We start from the raw sequence: 13,777 nt of genomic DNA, 5'->3' as shown, positions 1-13,777 counted from the left end.
CCTGTTCTCTTCACTAATATTGCCGGGCTGTACTCTGTTCACATCCTTAATCATTGATGAAAAACAGCGAGTGAGAATGCCACAACATCCAGTCGGTAGAATGCTCACGAATACTTTGTTCAATAATGAGTGGCATTTCCTGCTTAAGTTTTTTTGCCGGAACGGGCTCATGAATAATAACTTTCAGCCCCTGCTCATAATAAAGATGATAAAAAACCACCTTCGCTGACATCATTCTCGCCATGCGGATAATGCCGCTGTGCAGATTGGCCTGGCGACCGAATAACTGACAATGCAGTTTCTCGGTTTTGTCCTTGCTGGCAAACTGCGTGAAGTCAGGTGTAATATCGGGAAACAGAATAATATTCCTTTTATTTTCAGCCGCCTCCATCACCGACATCATCAGATTGCCGGCAATATTTTTATTATCCTCATGAATTGAGCAATACGTGAGATTCACGCCACCGAGCTGACGCTCGGCTTCAGAGTGAGCATTAGCGCTGCGGGAGGTAATGACCGTCGCTTTCCCTGGAAATACCGCCGCGCCAACCATCGTACTTAGTACGTCTGAAACCATATGCAGCGGCGCGAGAATGACCGGCTGGCGCGCACGTTGTAACGGTTCAACAACGGCATTAAGCTGCGCGGAACACGCAGCGAGCTCCTGCATTATTCGGCGATTTTGTCCGTAGGTGACCGCCTGAACCAGTAGCTGCCGGCGCTGGGTCAGCCAGATGTAGTCAAATTTCTGCTTATCGTTGAGCAGACAGCGACGGTTTGATTGGGCAACGGCTGCCCGTAGCTTCAGATCGCGTCGTGTCAGCCCTAAACAGCGGCTGACATGCGAGAAGGCAAAAACAACGCGATAATTCAGGCGCCGGAACAGTAAACAATGCGCCCGGTAGGCGATAAGCTGGAGTTTATACAAAACCCATTGATATTTCACAATGAGGTTTTTCCAAAACAACGCACACCACAGGGCAAAGAATTTCATTATTTCTCCGGCGCTTGTTCGGTTTCTAATAGTGAGATTAATTTATCAGAGAATACCGGAAAATCACTGTCCTGGAATGCCACCCACTTTTTGGCCACAATAAAGGCCGGCGTTGCATTAATGTTATAATAACGGGTCACCTGGGTCATATAATCCATCAGTTCTTTGACTTTCACGGACTGGCTGACTCTATTGTATTGCGCAACGCTAATCTTATTCTCTGCCAGCCACGCGTCGCGTTGGGCTGCATCACTTAAATCAATTTTACGCTTTATGACCGCGTCGTAAGCGCTTTTGCGGTGCGCCTCTTCAATGCCCATAACCTGCAGGGTAGCAAACACCGTTGCGTAGCGCGCCAGTCCGCCCTGGCCATCCAGGTTGAAGTGAAGACGCGCCAGCTTCTTGCCCGCTGGCATACGCTTTTCCAGCATATCCACGTTCTCTTCGTTCACTTCACAGTAATGGCAACCGTATGAAAAAATTTCAATAATATCTTCCCCGCCGACCAGCGGACTGTTTGCGACTTTTTCCGCCGCCAGCGATACCAGCGCCTGCTGCTCAACATCACCTTTTTGATTGAATACAAAGGCATGGAACCAAGCGGTGGTAATCAACGCTGAAACTATCGCAACAAAAACGGTATAAGCAAAAAGGGGAAGAATTCTTTTTTTCACGGGGGCTTTTCATCCTGAAAATAATATTTAACAGAGTCAGGTGAGCGTTGTATAAAAATACAACGCCCTGGCAGAATAAATACGAATCCTATTTACTCTGTTTTAATGAGAAACAGCTGTTTCTCAGCCTGCATTACCGCAGTTTGACATGGCTGCTGGGGTATAAGACTTAGTCACAACACCGTTCTTGTCAGTGCAGGTGTTTACTGCGTTACATACAGTTTCATCACCGACCAGGGTCAGTTCGAAGGTGTTAACGCAGGTAGTGCAAGTACCGCCAACAATTACGCTAGCTTCAGTCATGGTCATCTTTTTCATCTGTGATATCCTTATTTAAAATGAATACTAGGTTGAACATAGCGTTCACTGGCATATTTCCAGTCTATGCCCATTATTAAGAAGTTATTATTAAACATCCTCTTTATGTACCCGAAACAATACCCTGGAAGATTGAACATTCAGGTTTTCATTAGCGGATACGGCGCATTGTAGCCGTGGTTTTTTCATTGAGCAATACGCTGACAACAGCCTTGAACGATGATTATCAGATAAAGCACAACGCGCTGTGTGGGATTTTTCTTATGAAATCTTAAGAAAATAGAATAGCAAAAACTATATTCGCTCCAGATACCAGATCCCGTCCTCCACAGGAGCAGGATTTTTCTTATGAAAAACTGAGATGGCAAGATCATGTAATAAAAAATTTTTATAAAAAAATAATGACGAAACTTGCTTGAGGAAAATCGTGACTCATCTATTTCAATTCACATTTCATTAATATCTATTCATAGCACCGTTGCGGATAGACATATAGTTTCATATAGTTAAACCATTGCAAACGAAGACGCAAAATTTCATTTCTCATCTTTTTGGAGGAGCACCCTGTCGTAAAAGAACATAACAATGGGCTTCACTGCGGCGCCCTCATGTCGTTTGAAGTGACAAACCGTAAGCACTAAGCCACCATGCGCAATCCAACATACGCGTTCACGATCCAGACGCGTTAAAACTGAATGAGACGCTCAAGGGGAAAACCAGGGCCTGAAAGAATTGCAGCGCGCGAGGCGCAGGCGGGGGATTATCTACGACTGGGCGGCTTTCGGCTTGAAGAATACCGCGGTGGAGCGAATGGAGATAGCGAGCTGAGTTCAGAAACTTTTTTCGGTCGGCTGCCAGGTACAAAAGTCTTCGTTTGCCACCAGCAGCAGCTGAGAGCCTTCCGGCGCTTCCAGCCACGCTACGCTCACCTCAACGGATGAGTGATTCTGGCGACGCTCAATATGCGCCAGCGCCAGCGTATCGAGGTCAGGTTTCACGGTCTGACCTTCACAGGTCGTCACCGTCCTGTTGGCGTGCCAGCGCCCCTGGCGCAGCATAACGCGTCCCTGACGCAAAGCATCGCTGGTCTGGCGTATTTGCTCAGCGCGATAGCGGTATAAGGCGACCTGATCGCTGGAAAGCTGCTGCTTCTGCCCATCGATTTCACGCTGCATAAAGCTGAGTTCGCCTTGCGCATCAAAACGAGCGCGAATATGTTCCGGGGGTTTGCCGTAGACGTTGATTTCAATCAGCGCGAGCTGGCCATCCTGCCAGCGGTACTCGCTGGTCGAGGTATTACCATGACGCCATGGACTGAAGGCCGCAAGGAGACGGACCTCGCTGTCGGAATCTTTGCGCCAGATACGCATCGCCCCCTGGTTATCCGCATATCCGCTGGCGGTAAACGGCGGGAGAGAGGAATCATGGCTGCAGGCAGTGAGCAGCAATACGCCTACCAGCGCCAACGTGCGGCGCCAGGTAGACAAAAGGGGCCGACAAGCCCCTTCGATAAAACTGTACACTGCCACGCGGTCTTACTTAACTGCGTCTTTCAGAGCTTTACCTGAAACAAATGCCGGTACGTTTGCTGCGGCGATTTTGATTTCATTACCGGTCTGCGGGTTGCGGCCAGTACGCTCAGCGCGGTGGTTCACTTTGAAGGTACCGAAACCAACCAGTTGAACAGCATCACCTTCTTTCAGAGACTCGGTAATTGCAGCCAGGGTAGATTCCAGGGCAGCTTTCGCCTGTGCTTTGGACAGGTCAGCTTTGTCCGCAATTACATCAATCAGTTGAGTCTTGTTCATAAGTTATCCTTACAATGTGTTTATCGCTTGCTAAGCATCGAGTGCGACGGAAATGCCTGAAAAGCACTCTCCTGCATACACGCACCGATAGCCACGTTTTTTCGCCCCCCAAATGTAGACCAGACGGGGGGCGGAATGGAAGCCTTCAGACGCTACAATTCAGGCGGTAAATCACGTTTTCTGGTCTCATTGCTGAAAATTTATACCAATATTGCTCTCGCCGGCCTCGCGAAGGTCTGCCCGTAGCCCTTTGATCAGTTCAATATCGCGTTCTTCGCAGTCGGCCAGAAGACGGAAAATCTCCCACTGAATATCCCATTCTTGTTCAACGGCCGGGTTTTCTTTGAGCTCTTCGTCGGTCATTTCGCGACCAGCCTGGGTCATTTCCAGCATCGCGACGGTGGTAATCGAACTCTTGCTGACTTCAATGGCATGTTCGAGCGTTTCGCCGCTCAGCCGCGAATGAATCAGTTCACTCAGTGCGACGCAGGCATCGATCGCCGGATAAACGCCGTACAGGTCGTAATCATCTGCGGCAGGAATCGCCTCCTCCAGTTTTTCCAGCTGGCTGTCGAAATTCACCTTGGCATCTTTTACCGTCAGCGTTTCCCAGATCAGATCGAGGATACGGCGATAGAGCTGGCCATCAGCGAACTCAGTTTGCTGGCAAAACATGGCGTAGTTGGGGTACATCCGCTCGCACAGGCAGGCCATAAAGGTCACGTGCTGCCAGCTTTCCAGCTTCTCCAGACGCAGATGAATCGGATTTTGTAACATGATGAAATCTCGAAGTCAGAAATTAGCCGCAGTGTACCTGAATCAGCCGCGATTTGCTTGCCAACGCACAAACGCCGGGCGTCGGGACGCCACCGCATCAGCCCAGCGCGTCGGCTCAGGCAGGCGATAGCCTTTCAGGCAGCGTTCGACCCACATCAGCGCGCTATCCAGGCCCACGCGGTGCCCGGTACTCACAAATAGGGGATTACAGCGCGTTTTACTGCGCAAAACCCACGCCAGCTGGTCGCCTTTATCCAGCAGTGGCGCCAGCGCGCCGGGTTCATCGCCCAGCGCCTCGAACTTACCGCACAGCCTTTTTTTCGCCACGCCGATAGTCGGCACATCCACCAGCAGACCAAAGTGGCTGGCGACGCCGAGGCGGCGCGGGTGGGAAATACCGTGACCATCGACGAATAAGAGATTTGGCTTCTGCGAAAGCTGCTCCCAGGCCGCCAGCAGCGCGGGGGTTTCGCGAAAGGAGAGGAAGCCGGGGATATAAGGCATCGTGGTCGCGACGCGCGCGACCTGATACTCCACCAGCTCCAGGGAGGGATAGCTCAGCAGCACCATCGCCGCCCGGGTCACCTCTCCCTCTTGCTCAAATCCAACATCCGCTCCGCCGATCAGCGTCGGCAGATCCTGGTCCAGCCGATCGCCTCGTTCAACCGATGCCGCCAGGCTGATCTGCTGGGTGCGTAGCGATGATAAATCCATAATCACTCCTTAGCGGTGGTATGGCGCCGACAACCGATGCACAGCCTCCACAAATACGCCCGCATGTTCCGGGTCGACGTCCTGATGAATTCCGTGCCCAAGGTTAAAGACATGGCCTTCGCCCTGGCCAAACCCGGCGAGAATGGTCGCCACCTCTTCTTCGATGCGCGCCGGAGGGGCATACAGCATCGAGGGATCCATATTGCCCTGCAGGGCGACTTTATGGCCGACGCGACGCCGCGCATCGGCGATATCAGTAGTCCAGTCGAGCCCCAGCGCATCGCAGCCGGTTTCCGCCATCGCTTCTAGCCACTGCCCGCCGCCTTTGGTAAACAGCGTCACCGGCACGCGGCGGCCATCGTTTTCACGCAGTAGGCCATCAACGATTTTATGCATGTAATAGAGCGAGAACTGCTGGTAATCCCGGCCAGTCAGCGCGCCGCCCCAGGTATCAAAAATCATCACCGACTGCGCGCCCGCTTTGATTTGCGCATTCAGGTACAGCGTGACGCTTTTCGCCAGCTTATCGAGCAGTGCATGCAGGGCCTGCGGCTCGGCGTACATCATCTTTTTGATCACCGTAAACGCTTTGCTGCTGCCGCCTTCAACCATATAGGTCGCCAGCGTCCACGGGCTGCCGGAAAAGCCAATCAGCGGCACTTCCCCCTTCAGCTCACGACGAATCGTGCGCACGGCGTTCATCACGTAGCCAAGTTCATCTTCCGGGTCGGGAACCGGTAATTTATCAACATCTGCTTTACAGGTGACAGGTGAGGTAAAACGCGGCCCTTCCCCGGCTTCGAAATAGAGCCCCAGCCCCATGGCATCCGGAATAGTGAGAATGTCCGAGAAGAGGATAGCCGCGTCCAGCTTATAGCGGCGCAGCGGCTGCAGCGTCACTTCACAGGCCAGCTCGGCGTTTTTACACAGCGACATAAAATCGCCCGCCTCGGCGCGGGTGGCTTTATATTCCGGTAAATAGCGGCCCGCCTGACGCATCATCCACACCGGGGTGACATCAACCGGCTGGCGTAGCAGCGCGCGCAGGTAACGATCGTTCTTCAGTTCGGTCATTTTTACATTCCTTTAGCGTTGATGCGCCAAGTTTATACACAAAATCATTCAATGTGGATCGAGGCGGCAATTGATTGAACCCCAGAAGCTTACTCAAGTAAGTGACTGGGGTAAGTGAAAGCAGCCAACAAAGAGGCAATTTGAAGGATAAAGTGTATGTAACATGTCACTCATACTCTGCCCGACACATCGCCACGGTATCTTCAATCAGGCGGCGCGCCACGGTGCCCGGCGGCGGCAAAAGCGGTAAATTGTCATAGCGATACCACCCCGCCTCCAGCAGCTCTTTCTTGTCGATGACAATCTCGCCGCTATCGTACTCGGCCATAAACGCGGTCATCAGCGATTGCGGGAACGGCCAGGGCTGAGAGGTCACGTAGCGCAGGTTTTTCACCTTAATGCCGCTCTCTTCCATCACTTCGCGGGCAACGGTCTGCTCCAGGGTCTCACCCACTTCGACAAAACCGGCCAGTACCGTGTGCACGCCGTTGCGATGGCGAGTATGCTGCGCCAGCAAAATAGCGTCATCCCGGCGGATGGCGACGATGATGCAGGGGGCGATTTGCGGGTAATAACGTTCGCGGCAGTGGCTGCAAAGCATCGCCCATTCGGTTTTGCTGGGATGCATCGGATGCCCGCAGTAGCCGCAGAATTTGTGCGATCGATAAAACTCCGCCAGCTGGATCCCTCGCCCCGCGAGTTGAAAAAGGCCGGCATCCTGATCGAGCACCTGGCGTAGCGATCCCATCTCATGTCGGCGATCCTGGCGCACCAGCCACACCGGATCGCCCTGCCATTCTCCGATTCGCAGCGCGGGCTGCCCCGCAAGATTAAAATTTACCGCTTCGCCGTAGGGCAATTCTCCGCCGGGCAACCATAATTTCTGTTCGTGGCTGACGATCCACCAGCCGCGATCTAATTTTTCAATAATACGATCCATATCTATTGCACTACCTTTATTTTACTGGCACTTTTAACATTAAATTTACATTTTGGTGAGCAACGTATTTCTCTTAAATCCTTGCGGAGTCAACCATGTTAAACCAGCTGGAAAACCTGACGGAACGTGTTGGAGGCAGCAATAAACTGGTCGATCGCTGGCTACAAGTACGTAAGCATTTGCTTGTGGCTTACTACAACCTGGTTGGCCTGAAGCCTGGCAAAGAATCATTTATGCGACTTAATGAGAAAGCGCTGGATGATTTTTGTCAAAGCCTGGTGGACTACCTCTCCTCCGGCCATTTTAATATTTATGAACGCTTTATCGGCGAATTGGAAGGCGATACGCCACTTTTAGCCGCCACGAAGATTTATCCACAGCTCCAGGCCAATACCCAGCAGATCATGGATTATTACGACTCCTGCCTCGAAAATGCCATCGATCACGATAACTACCTTGAGTTCCAGCAGGCGCTGTCGGATATCGGCGAAGCGCTGGAAGCGCGCTTTGCGCTGGAAGATAGCCTGATCGCCCTCGCCGTCGCCCACAGTCAAAAAGATAACGTCAGCGACAATATCGCGCCGACCGCTTGAGTTGTGAACCATTAACGCGTAGTTTACATACATTCCCCCTCGCTGAGAGGGGATGTCATCTTGTCGGAGTGCCCATTTTCCACACCGGAAAAGGCTGAGACCGTTTATTCGGGATCCGCGGAACCTGATCAGGCTAATACCTGCGAAGGGAACAAGAGTAAACTGCGTTTAGCGTCAGCCTCTTCAGGGCCGATCGCATCTGTTACTCCATCCGTCGTCTGGCAAGCCATATCCTGTTTAACTGGAATGAGCTATGTCTACAACAAAACTCACGCGTCGAGAGCAACGCGAACACGCCCAGCGCTTTATCGACACGCTGGAAGGTACCGCATTTCCCAATTCACAGCGCATCTATATCCACGGTTCGCGGGAAGATATTCGCGTCCCGATGCGCGAAATTCAGCTTAGCCCGACCCTTATCGGCGGCAGCAAAGATAATCCGCAATATGAAGCGAATGAAGCGATTCCGGTCTATGACACCTCTGGCCCCTACGGCGATCCGAACATCGCGATTAACGTTGAGCAGGGTCTGAAAAAACTGCGTCAGCCGTGGATTGATGCGCGTCACGATTGCGATGAACTCAACGACCGCAGCTCGGCGTATACCAGAAAACGGCTGGCGGATGATGGACTCAACGAGCTGCGTTTTACCGGCCTGCTCACACCCAGGCGCGCCATGGTCGGGAAATGCGTGACTCAGCTGCACTACGCCCGGCAGGGGATTGTCACCCCGGAGATGGAGTTCATCGCCATTCGCGAAAATATGGGCCGCGAGCGTATTCGTAGCGAAGTGTTGCGCCGGCAGCATCCGGGCGTTGGGTTTGGCGCGCGGCTGCCAGAGAATATCACCCCGGAGTTTGTGCGCGCTGAAGTCGCCGCCGGGCGCGCGATTATCCCGGCCAATATAAATCATCCAGAATCCGAACCGATGATTATTGGCCGCAACTTCCTCGTGAAGGTTAACGCCAATATCGGCAATTCAGCGGTTACCTCATCGATTGAAGAAGAGGTCGAGAAGCTGGTGTGGTCGACGCGCTGGGGAGCGGATACGGTGATGGACCTTTCCACCGGCCGCTATATTCACGAGACCCGCGAATGGATCTTGCGTAATAGCCCGGTACCGATCGGTACGGTGCCGATCTACCAGGCGCTGGAGAAGGTCAACGGGATCGCCGAAGATCTTACCTGGGAAGCCTTTCGCGATACGCTGCTCGAGCAGGCTGAACAAGGGGTGGACTACTTTACCATCCACGCGGGCGTACTGCTGCGCTACGTGCCGATGACTGCCAGGCGCCTGACCGGCATCGTCTCCCGCGGCGGCTCAATCATGGCGAAATGGTGCTTATCCCATCATCAAGAGAACTTTCTCTATCAGCATTTCCGCGAAATCTGCGAAATCTGCGCCGCCTATGACGTCTCGCTGTCATTGGGTGATGGCCTGCGTCCCGGTTCGATTCAGGATGCCAACGATGAAGCGCAGTTCGCCGAGCTGCACACCCTGGGCGAACTGACCCAAATCGCCTGGGAGTATGACGTACAGGTGATGATCGAAGGCCCGGGTCATGTGCCGATGCAGATGATTCAGCGCAATATGACCGAAGAGCTGGAGCACTGCCACGAAGCGCCTTTCTACACCTTAGGGCCGCTCACCACCGATATCGCGCCGGGCTACGACCACTTCACTTCGGGTATTGGCGCCGCCATGATCGGCTGGTTCGGCTGCGCGATGCTCTGCTACGTGACGCCAAAAGAGCACCTCGGCCTGCCGAATAAAGAAGACGTTAAGCAGGGCCTGATTACCTACAAAATTGCCGCCCACGCCGCCGACCTCGCCAAAGGCCATCCTGGCGCGCAGATCCGCGATAACGCCATGTCGAAAGCGCGCTTTGAGTTCCGCTGGGAAGATCAGTTCAACCTGGCGCTCGACCCGTTCACCGCTCGCGCTTACCACGACGAAACCCTGCCGCAGGAGTCCGGCAAAGTAGCCCACTTCTGCTCCATGTGCGGCCCTAAATTCTGTTCAATGAAGATAAGCCAGGAAGTTCGCGACTATGCCGCCGCGCAAACCATCGAAGTGGGGATGGCCGATATGTCGGATAACTTTCGCGCCCGCGGCGGTGAAATCTATCTACGTAAGGAGGAAGCCTGATGTATCAACCCGATTTTCCATCCGTCCCTTTCCGCCTGGGGCTTTATCCGGTCGTTGATAGCGTTGCGTGGATCGAACGCTTGCTGGATGCGGGCGTTCGCACTGTCCAGCTGCGTATCAAGGATAAACACGATAGCGAAGTCGAAGACGATGTGGTTGCCGCGATCGCGCTGGGGCGCAAGTATGATGCGCGCCTGTTTATTAATGATTACTGGCGTCTGGCCATCAAACATCAGGCCTACGGGGTGCATTTAGGCCAGGAAGATCTGGAAACCACCGATCTCCGCGCCATCCGCAACGCCGGGCTGCGTCTGGGCGTTTCCACGCACGACGATATGGAAATTGATATCGCGCTGGCGGCTCGTCCCTCTTACATCGCCCTCGGGCACGTTTTTCCAACGCAAACCAAGCAGATGCCCTCCGCCCCGCAGGGACTGGAGCAGCTCGCGCAGCACATTCAGCGTCTGGACGATTATCCGACCGTGGCGATTGGTGGCATCAGCCTTGAGCGTGCCGCGGGGGTACTGGCGACCGGCGTCGGCAGCGTTGCGGTGGTCAGCGCCATTACTCAGGCGGCCGACTGGCGACAGGCAACGGCTCGGCTGCTCGAGATAGCGGGAGCCGGTGATGAATGACAGCGATTTTATGCGCTATAGCCGCCAGCTGCTGCTGGAGGATATCGCCATTGAAGGCCAGCAAAAACTGTTGGCCAGCCGGGTGTTGATCGTGGGTCTTGGCGGGCTGGGCTCTCCCGCCGCGCTCTACCTGGCCGGGGCCGGCGTCGGCACGCTGGTGCTGGTCGACGACGACGACGTGCATGTGAGTAACCTGCAGCGACAAATTTTGTTCACCAGCGAGGATATCTCGCGGTCCAAAGCCGCTGCCGCCAGGGCCCGGCTGGCTCAGCTAAATCCGCAGATTGCGCTGATTGCGCTTAAGCAGCGTTTAGGCGGAGAGGCCCTACAGGATGAAGTGGCGAAGGCCGATGTGGTACTGGATTGCACCGATAACATGGCAACCCGACAGGCGATCAATGCCGCCTGCATCGCGCTTCAAACCCCGCTGATTACCGCCAGCGCCGTCGGGCTGGGGGGCCAGCTGATGGTACTGACGCCGCCGTGGGACCAGGGCTGCTATCGCTGCCTGTGGCCGGACGCTAACGAGCCTGAGCGCAACTGCCGTACGGCGGGCATCATCGGCCCGGTGGTCGGCATGATGGGCACGTTACAGGCGCTGGAGGCCATTAAGCTGCTCGCCGGCATGGCCACGCCGCGTAACGCGCTGCGCCTGTTTGATGCCCGCACCAGTAGCTGGCGCACTCTCGCGCTCCAGCGGGCTCAGGGTTGTCCGGTCTGTGGAGGGCAGCATGAAGGTGTGGTTTAACGATGAACCGCTGCAGTGCGCCGAAGCGACCTCCGTCGCCGCTCTGCTCACTCAGTTGGGTCAGCAGCAGCCGGGCGTCGCGCTGGCGCTCAATCAATGCATCCTGCCGCGTGAACGGTGGGAAGATCATCTTTTGCAGGAAGGCGACCAAATCCTGCTTTTTCAGGTTATCGCTGGAGGCTGATATGTTACGTATTGCGGATAAAACGTTTGAGTCCCATCTTTTCACCGGCACCGGTAAATTCGCCGCCCCCGACGTCATGGTGGAGGCCATTCGCGCCTCCGGCAGCCAGCTGGTGACGCTGGCGATGAAGCGCGTCGATCTTCGTCAGCATAATGACGCGATCCTCGCGCCGCTGTTGGCGGCTGGCGTTTGCCTGCTGCCCAACACCTCCGGCGCCAAAACGGCGGAAGAAGCCGTCTTTGCCGCCCGTCTGGCGCGTGAAGCGCTGGGTACCCACTGGCTGAAACTGGAAATTCACCCGGACGCCCGCTGGCTGCTCCCCGACCCGATTGAAACGCTGAAAGCGGCAGAAATTCTGGTACGGGAAGGTTTCGTGGTGCTGCCCTACTGCGGAGCCGATCCGGTGCTGTGCAAACGTCTGGAAGAGGCGGGCTGCGCGGCGGTGATGCCGCTCGGCGCACCAATCGGCTCTAATCAGGGACTGGAAACCAAAGCGATGCTGGAAATTATTATCGAACAGGCCACGGTCCCGGTGGTCGTTGATGCGGGTATAGGTGTACCGAGCCACGCGGCGCAGGCGCTGGAAATGGGCGCTGACGCGGTACTGGTGAATACCGCTATCGCCGTGGCCGACGATCCGGTAACCATGGCCCGCGCCTTCCGCTTAGCGATTGATGCCGGATTGCTGGCGCGGCAGGCTGGTCCGGGCGCGCGCAGCGCGCAGGCGCAGGCCACCAGCCCGCTGACCGGCTTTCTGGAGGCGCGGGTATGAACACCTTCACTGACCGTTGGCGGCAGCTGGACTGGGACGACATTCGCCTGCGTATCAACGGGAAAACGCCTGCCGACGTTGAACGCGCCCTGGCGGCCAAACAACTTAGCCGCGACGATATGATGGCCCTGCTCTCGCCCGCCGCCGCGAATTATCTGGAGCCTCTGGCCCAGCGCGCCCAGCGCCTGACTCGCCAGCGTTTTGGCAATACCGTCAGCTTTTATGTCCCGCTGTATCTCTCGAATCTGTGCGCCAACGACTGTACCTACTGCGGTTTCTCCATGAGTAACCGCATCAAGCGCAAGACCCTGGATGAGGCGGAAATTGCCCGCGAATGCACGGCGATCCGCGCAATGGGCTTTGAGCATCTGCTGCTGGTCACCGGCGAACATCAGGGCAAAGTCGGTATGGACTATTTTCGTCAACATCTGCCCACGATTCGCCGCCAGTTCGCCTCGCTGCAGATGGAGGTCCAGCCGCTGGCGATGGAAGAGTACGCCGAGCTGAAAACCCTCGGCCTGGACGGGGTAATGGTCTATCAGGAGACCTATCATGAAAGTATGTATGCGAAACATCATCTGAAAGGGAAAAAGCAGGACTTCTTCTGGCGGCTGGATACGCCGGACAGGCTCGGACAGGCGGGGATTGATAAAATTGGCCTTGGCGCATTAATTGGCCTCTCCGACAGCTGGCGGGTGGATTGCTTTATGGTGGCGGAACATCTGCTGTGGCTCCAGCAACACTACTGGCGAAGCCGCTACTCCATCTCCTTTCCGCGGCTGCGTCCTTGCGCCGGGGGAATCGAGCCCGCCTCGTTAATGGATGAACGACAGCTGGTGCAGACCATCTGCGCTTTCCGCCTGCTGGCCCCGGAAGTGGAGCTCTCGCTCTCCACCCGCGAATCTCCCTGGTTCCGCGATCGGGTGATCCCGCTGGCCATCAACAACGTCAGCGCATTTTCGAAAACCCAGCCAGGCGGGTATGCCGATAACCATCCTGAGCTGGAGCAGTTTGCGCCTCATGATGACCGTCGCCCGGAAGAGGTCGCCCGCGCGCTGGTGGGCAGCGGGCTGCAGCCGGTATGGAAGGATTGGGATAGCTGGCTGGGACGCGCTTCCCACTCGTCATGATGAAGAATGTCATTTCTTAAATGTTCTTCGTGCACGATCGTAATAAGAGAAACGGAAGATTGTGGTTATATTTCCGTTTCTCTATTCTGCCCTCGTCAGCAACGGATGCTGTCCAGGGCGAATAATAGCTTTTCCTCATTTCGCCCTGCTCCATCTCTGCGCCGCAAGGGTAATTCCATTAATATCGAATATTAATCAGTCCATATCACAACGTCAGAGTTATAATTACCAGTGTTTTATCTGATTCGCTCAGCAGGCATGCTGGCT

16 protein-coding genes and 1 riboswitch are annotated in these 13,777 nt (G+C 55.0%); of the genes, 7 read left to right on the top strand and 9 right to left on the bottom strand.

The window, feature by feature from the left end; genetic code table 11:
• Nucleotides 1-46: 46 nt before the first annotated feature.
• The 9 genes from IYV58_RS01350 to nudC all read right to left on the bottom strand — a co-directional run bounded on the left by IYV58_RS01350 (nucleotide 47) and on the right by nudC (nucleotide 7,299).
• Nucleotides 47-994: a lysophospholipid acyltransferase family protein gene (locus tag IYV58_RS01350; protein WP_142445107.1), complete on the bottom strand. Its 948-nt coding sequence runs from the start codon at nucleotides 992-994 to the stop codon at nucleotides 47-49.
• The gene (locus IYV58_RS01345; RefSeq protein ID WP_004127620.1) at nucleotides 994-1,668 is read right to left on the bottom strand and encodes a DsbA family protein; all 675 of its coding nucleotides are present in this window, start codon (nucleotides 1,666-1,668) and stop codon (nucleotides 994-996) included. The genes IYV58_RS01350 and IYV58_RS01345 overlap by 1 nt, the downstream gene beginning before the upstream one ends.
• Before the next feature lie 123 nt (nucleotides 1,669-1,791).
• Nucleotides 1,792-1,986, bottom strand: a complete 195-nt coding sequence (locus tag IYV58_RS01340) for a DUF4762 family protein (RefSeq protein WP_004127617.1) — start codon at nucleotides 1,984-1,986, stop codon at nucleotides 1,792-1,794.
• Between the two features lie 830 nt (nucleotides 1,987-2,816).
• Nucleotides 2,817-3,509, bottom strand: coding sequence for a DUF1481 domain-containing protein (locus IYV58_RS01335; RefSeq protein WP_032742229.1), 693 nt, complete (start codon nucleotides 3,507-3,509; stop codon nucleotides 2,817-2,819).
• 12 nt (nucleotides 3,510-3,521) lie between these two features.
• Nucleotides 3,522-3,794, bottom strand: a complete 273-nt coding sequence (gene hupA, locus IYV58_RS01330; protein ID WP_004097675.1) for a nucleoid-associated protein HU-alpha — start codon at nucleotides 3,792-3,794, stop codon at nucleotides 3,522-3,524.
• Between the two features lie 186 nt (nucleotides 3,795-3,980).
• On the bottom strand, nucleotides 3,981-4,571 hold the full coding sequence (locus IYV58_RS01325; RefSeq protein ID WP_004097673.1) for a YjaG family protein: 591 nt from the start codon (nucleotides 4,569-4,571) through the stop codon (nucleotides 3,981-3,983).
• Between the two features lie 42 nt (nucleotides 4,572-4,613).
• Entirely contained in the window at nucleotides 4,614-5,285 is a 672-nt protein-coding gene (nfi, locus tag IYV58_RS01320; protein ID WP_004127613.1) for a deoxyribonuclease V, read from the bottom strand.
• A gap of 9 nt (nucleotides 5,286-5,294) precedes the next feature.
• Nucleotides 5,295-6,359 (bottom strand): uroporphyrinogen decarboxylase, encoded by a 1,065-nt coding sequence (hemE, locus tag IYV58_RS01315; protein ID WP_004127611.1) that lies wholly within the window; start codon nucleotides 6,357-6,359, stop codon nucleotides 5,295-5,297.
• A 166-nt stretch (nucleotides 6,360-6,525) separates the two neighbouring features.
• Nucleotides 6,526-7,299 carry an NAD(+) diphosphatase gene (gene nudC / locus IYV58_RS01310; protein ID WP_004127606.1) on the bottom strand — a complete coding sequence of 258 codons (774 nt, stop codon included), beginning with the start codon at nucleotides 7,297-7,299 and terminating at the stop codon, nucleotides 6,526-6,528.
• 95 nt (nucleotides 7,300-7,394) lie between these two features.
• On the opposite strand from nudC, the gene IYV58_RS01305 reads away from it, so the two are divergent.
• The 7 genes from IYV58_RS01305 to thiH all read left to right on the top strand — a co-directional run bounded on the left by IYV58_RS01305 (nucleotide 7,395) and on the right by thiH (nucleotide 13,510).
• Entirely contained in the window at nucleotides 7,395-7,892 is a 498-nt protein-coding gene (locus IYV58_RS01305; RefSeq protein WP_004127603.1) for an Rsd/AlgQ family anti-sigma factor, read from the top strand.
• 54 nt (nucleotides 7,893-7,946) lie between these two features.
• Nucleotides 7,947-8,060: riboswitch (TPP riboswitch) on the top strand.
• An 85-nt stretch (nucleotides 8,061-8,145) separates the two neighbouring features.
• Nucleotides 8,146-10,041 (top strand): phosphomethylpyrimidine synthase ThiC, encoded by a 1,896-nt coding sequence (thiC, locus tag IYV58_RS01300; RefSeq protein ID WP_004127600.1) that lies wholly within the window; start codon nucleotides 8,146-8,148, stop codon nucleotides 10,039-10,041.
• Complete coding sequence (gene thiE / locus IYV58_RS01295) at nucleotides 10,041-10,676, top strand: thiamine phosphate synthase (protein WP_049115698.1); 636 nt, start codon at nucleotides 10,041-10,043, stop codon at nucleotides 10,674-10,676. Before thiC ends, thiE begins: the two co-directional genes overlap by 1 nt.
• Nucleotides 10,669-11,424 (top strand): thiazole biosynthesis adenylyltransferase ThiF, encoded by a 756-nt coding sequence (gene thiF / locus IYV58_RS01290; RefSeq protein ID WP_004127595.1) that lies wholly within the window; start codon nucleotides 10,669-10,671, stop codon nucleotides 11,422-11,424. The genes thiE and thiF overlap by 8 nt, the downstream gene beginning before the upstream one ends.
• Nucleotides 11,408-11,608: a sulfur carrier protein ThiS gene (thiS, locus tag IYV58_RS01285; RefSeq protein WP_004127593.1), complete on the top strand. Its 201-nt coding sequence runs from the start codon at nucleotides 11,408-11,410 to the stop codon at nucleotides 11,606-11,608. Before thiF ends, thiS begins: the two co-directional genes overlap by 17 nt.
• 1 nt (nucleotide 11,609) lies before the next feature.
• On the top strand, nucleotides 11,610-12,380 hold the full coding sequence (gene thiG / locus IYV58_RS01280; RefSeq protein ID WP_004127590.1) for a thiazole synthase: 771 nt from the start codon (nucleotides 11,610-11,612) through the stop codon (nucleotides 12,378-12,380).
• Entirely contained in the window at nucleotides 12,377-13,510 is a 1,134-nt protein-coding gene (gene thiH, locus IYV58_RS01275) for a 2-iminoacetate synthase ThiH (RefSeq protein ID WP_004127587.1), read from the top strand. Before thiG ends, thiH begins: the two co-directional genes overlap by 4 nt.
• The last annotated feature ends 267 nt before the right edge of the window (nucleotides 13,511-13,777 follow it).

It is taken from the genome of Klebsiella sp. BDA134-6 (assembly GCF_015601345.1).
Lineage (GTDB): Bacteria > Pseudomonadota > Gammaproteobacteria > Enterobacterales > Enterobacteriaceae > Klebsiella > Klebsiella grimontii.
Note: the sequence above shows the minus strand (reverse complement) of the source record. Positions and strands in the feature narration are given on the sequence as shown.

Coding starts and splice junctions, on each gene's coding strand:
- IYV58_RS01350 (WP_142445107.1), bottom strand. CDS start 994: ATGAAATTCTTTGCCCTGTGGTGTGCGTTGTTTTGGAAAAACCTCATT.
- thiS (WP_004127593.1), top strand. CDS start 11,408: ATGAAGGTGTGGTTTAACGATGAACCGCTGCAGTGCGCCGAAGCGACC.
- nfi (WP_004127613.1), bottom strand. CDS start 5,285: ATGGATTTATCATCGCTACGCACCCAGCAGATCAGCCTGGCGGCATCG.
- hupA (WP_004097675.1), bottom strand. CDS start 3,794: ATGAACAAGACTCAACTGATTGATGTAATTGCGGACAAAGCTGACCTG.
- IYV58_RS01325 (WP_004097673.1), bottom strand. CDS start 4,571: ATGTTACAAAATCCGATTCATCTGCGTCTGGAGAAGCTGGAAAGCTGG.
- IYV58_RS01340 (WP_004127617.1), bottom strand. CDS start 1,986: ATGAAAAAGATGACCATGACTGAAGCTAGCGTAATTGTTGGCGGTACT.
- thiC (WP_004127600.1), top strand. CDS start 8,146: ATGTCTACAACAAAACTCACGCGTCGAGAGCAACGCGAACACGCCCAG.
- hemE (WP_004127611.1), bottom strand. CDS start 6,359: ATGACCGAACTGAAGAACGATCGTTACCTGCGCGCGCTGCTACGCCAG.
- thiH (WP_004127587.1), top strand. CDS start 12,377: ATGAACACCTTCACTGACCGTTGGCGGCAGCTGGACTGGGACGACATT.
- thiF (WP_004127595.1), top strand. CDS start 10,669: ATGAATGACAGCGATTTTATGCGCTATAGCCGCCAGCTGCTGCTGGAG.
- thiE (WP_049115698.1), top strand. CDS start 10,041: ATGTATCAACCCGATTTTCCATCCGTCCCTTTCCGCCTGGGGCTTTAT.
- nudC (WP_004127606.1), bottom strand. CDS start 7,299: ATGGATCGTATTATTGAAAAATTAGATCGCGGCTGGTGGATCGTCAGC.
- thiG (WP_004127590.1), top strand. CDS start 11,610: ATGTTACGTATTGCGGATAAAACGTTTGAGTCCCATCTTTTCACCGGC.
- IYV58_RS01305 (WP_004127603.1), top strand. CDS start 7,395: ATGTTAAACCAGCTGGAAAACCTGACGGAACGTGTTGGAGGCAGCAAT.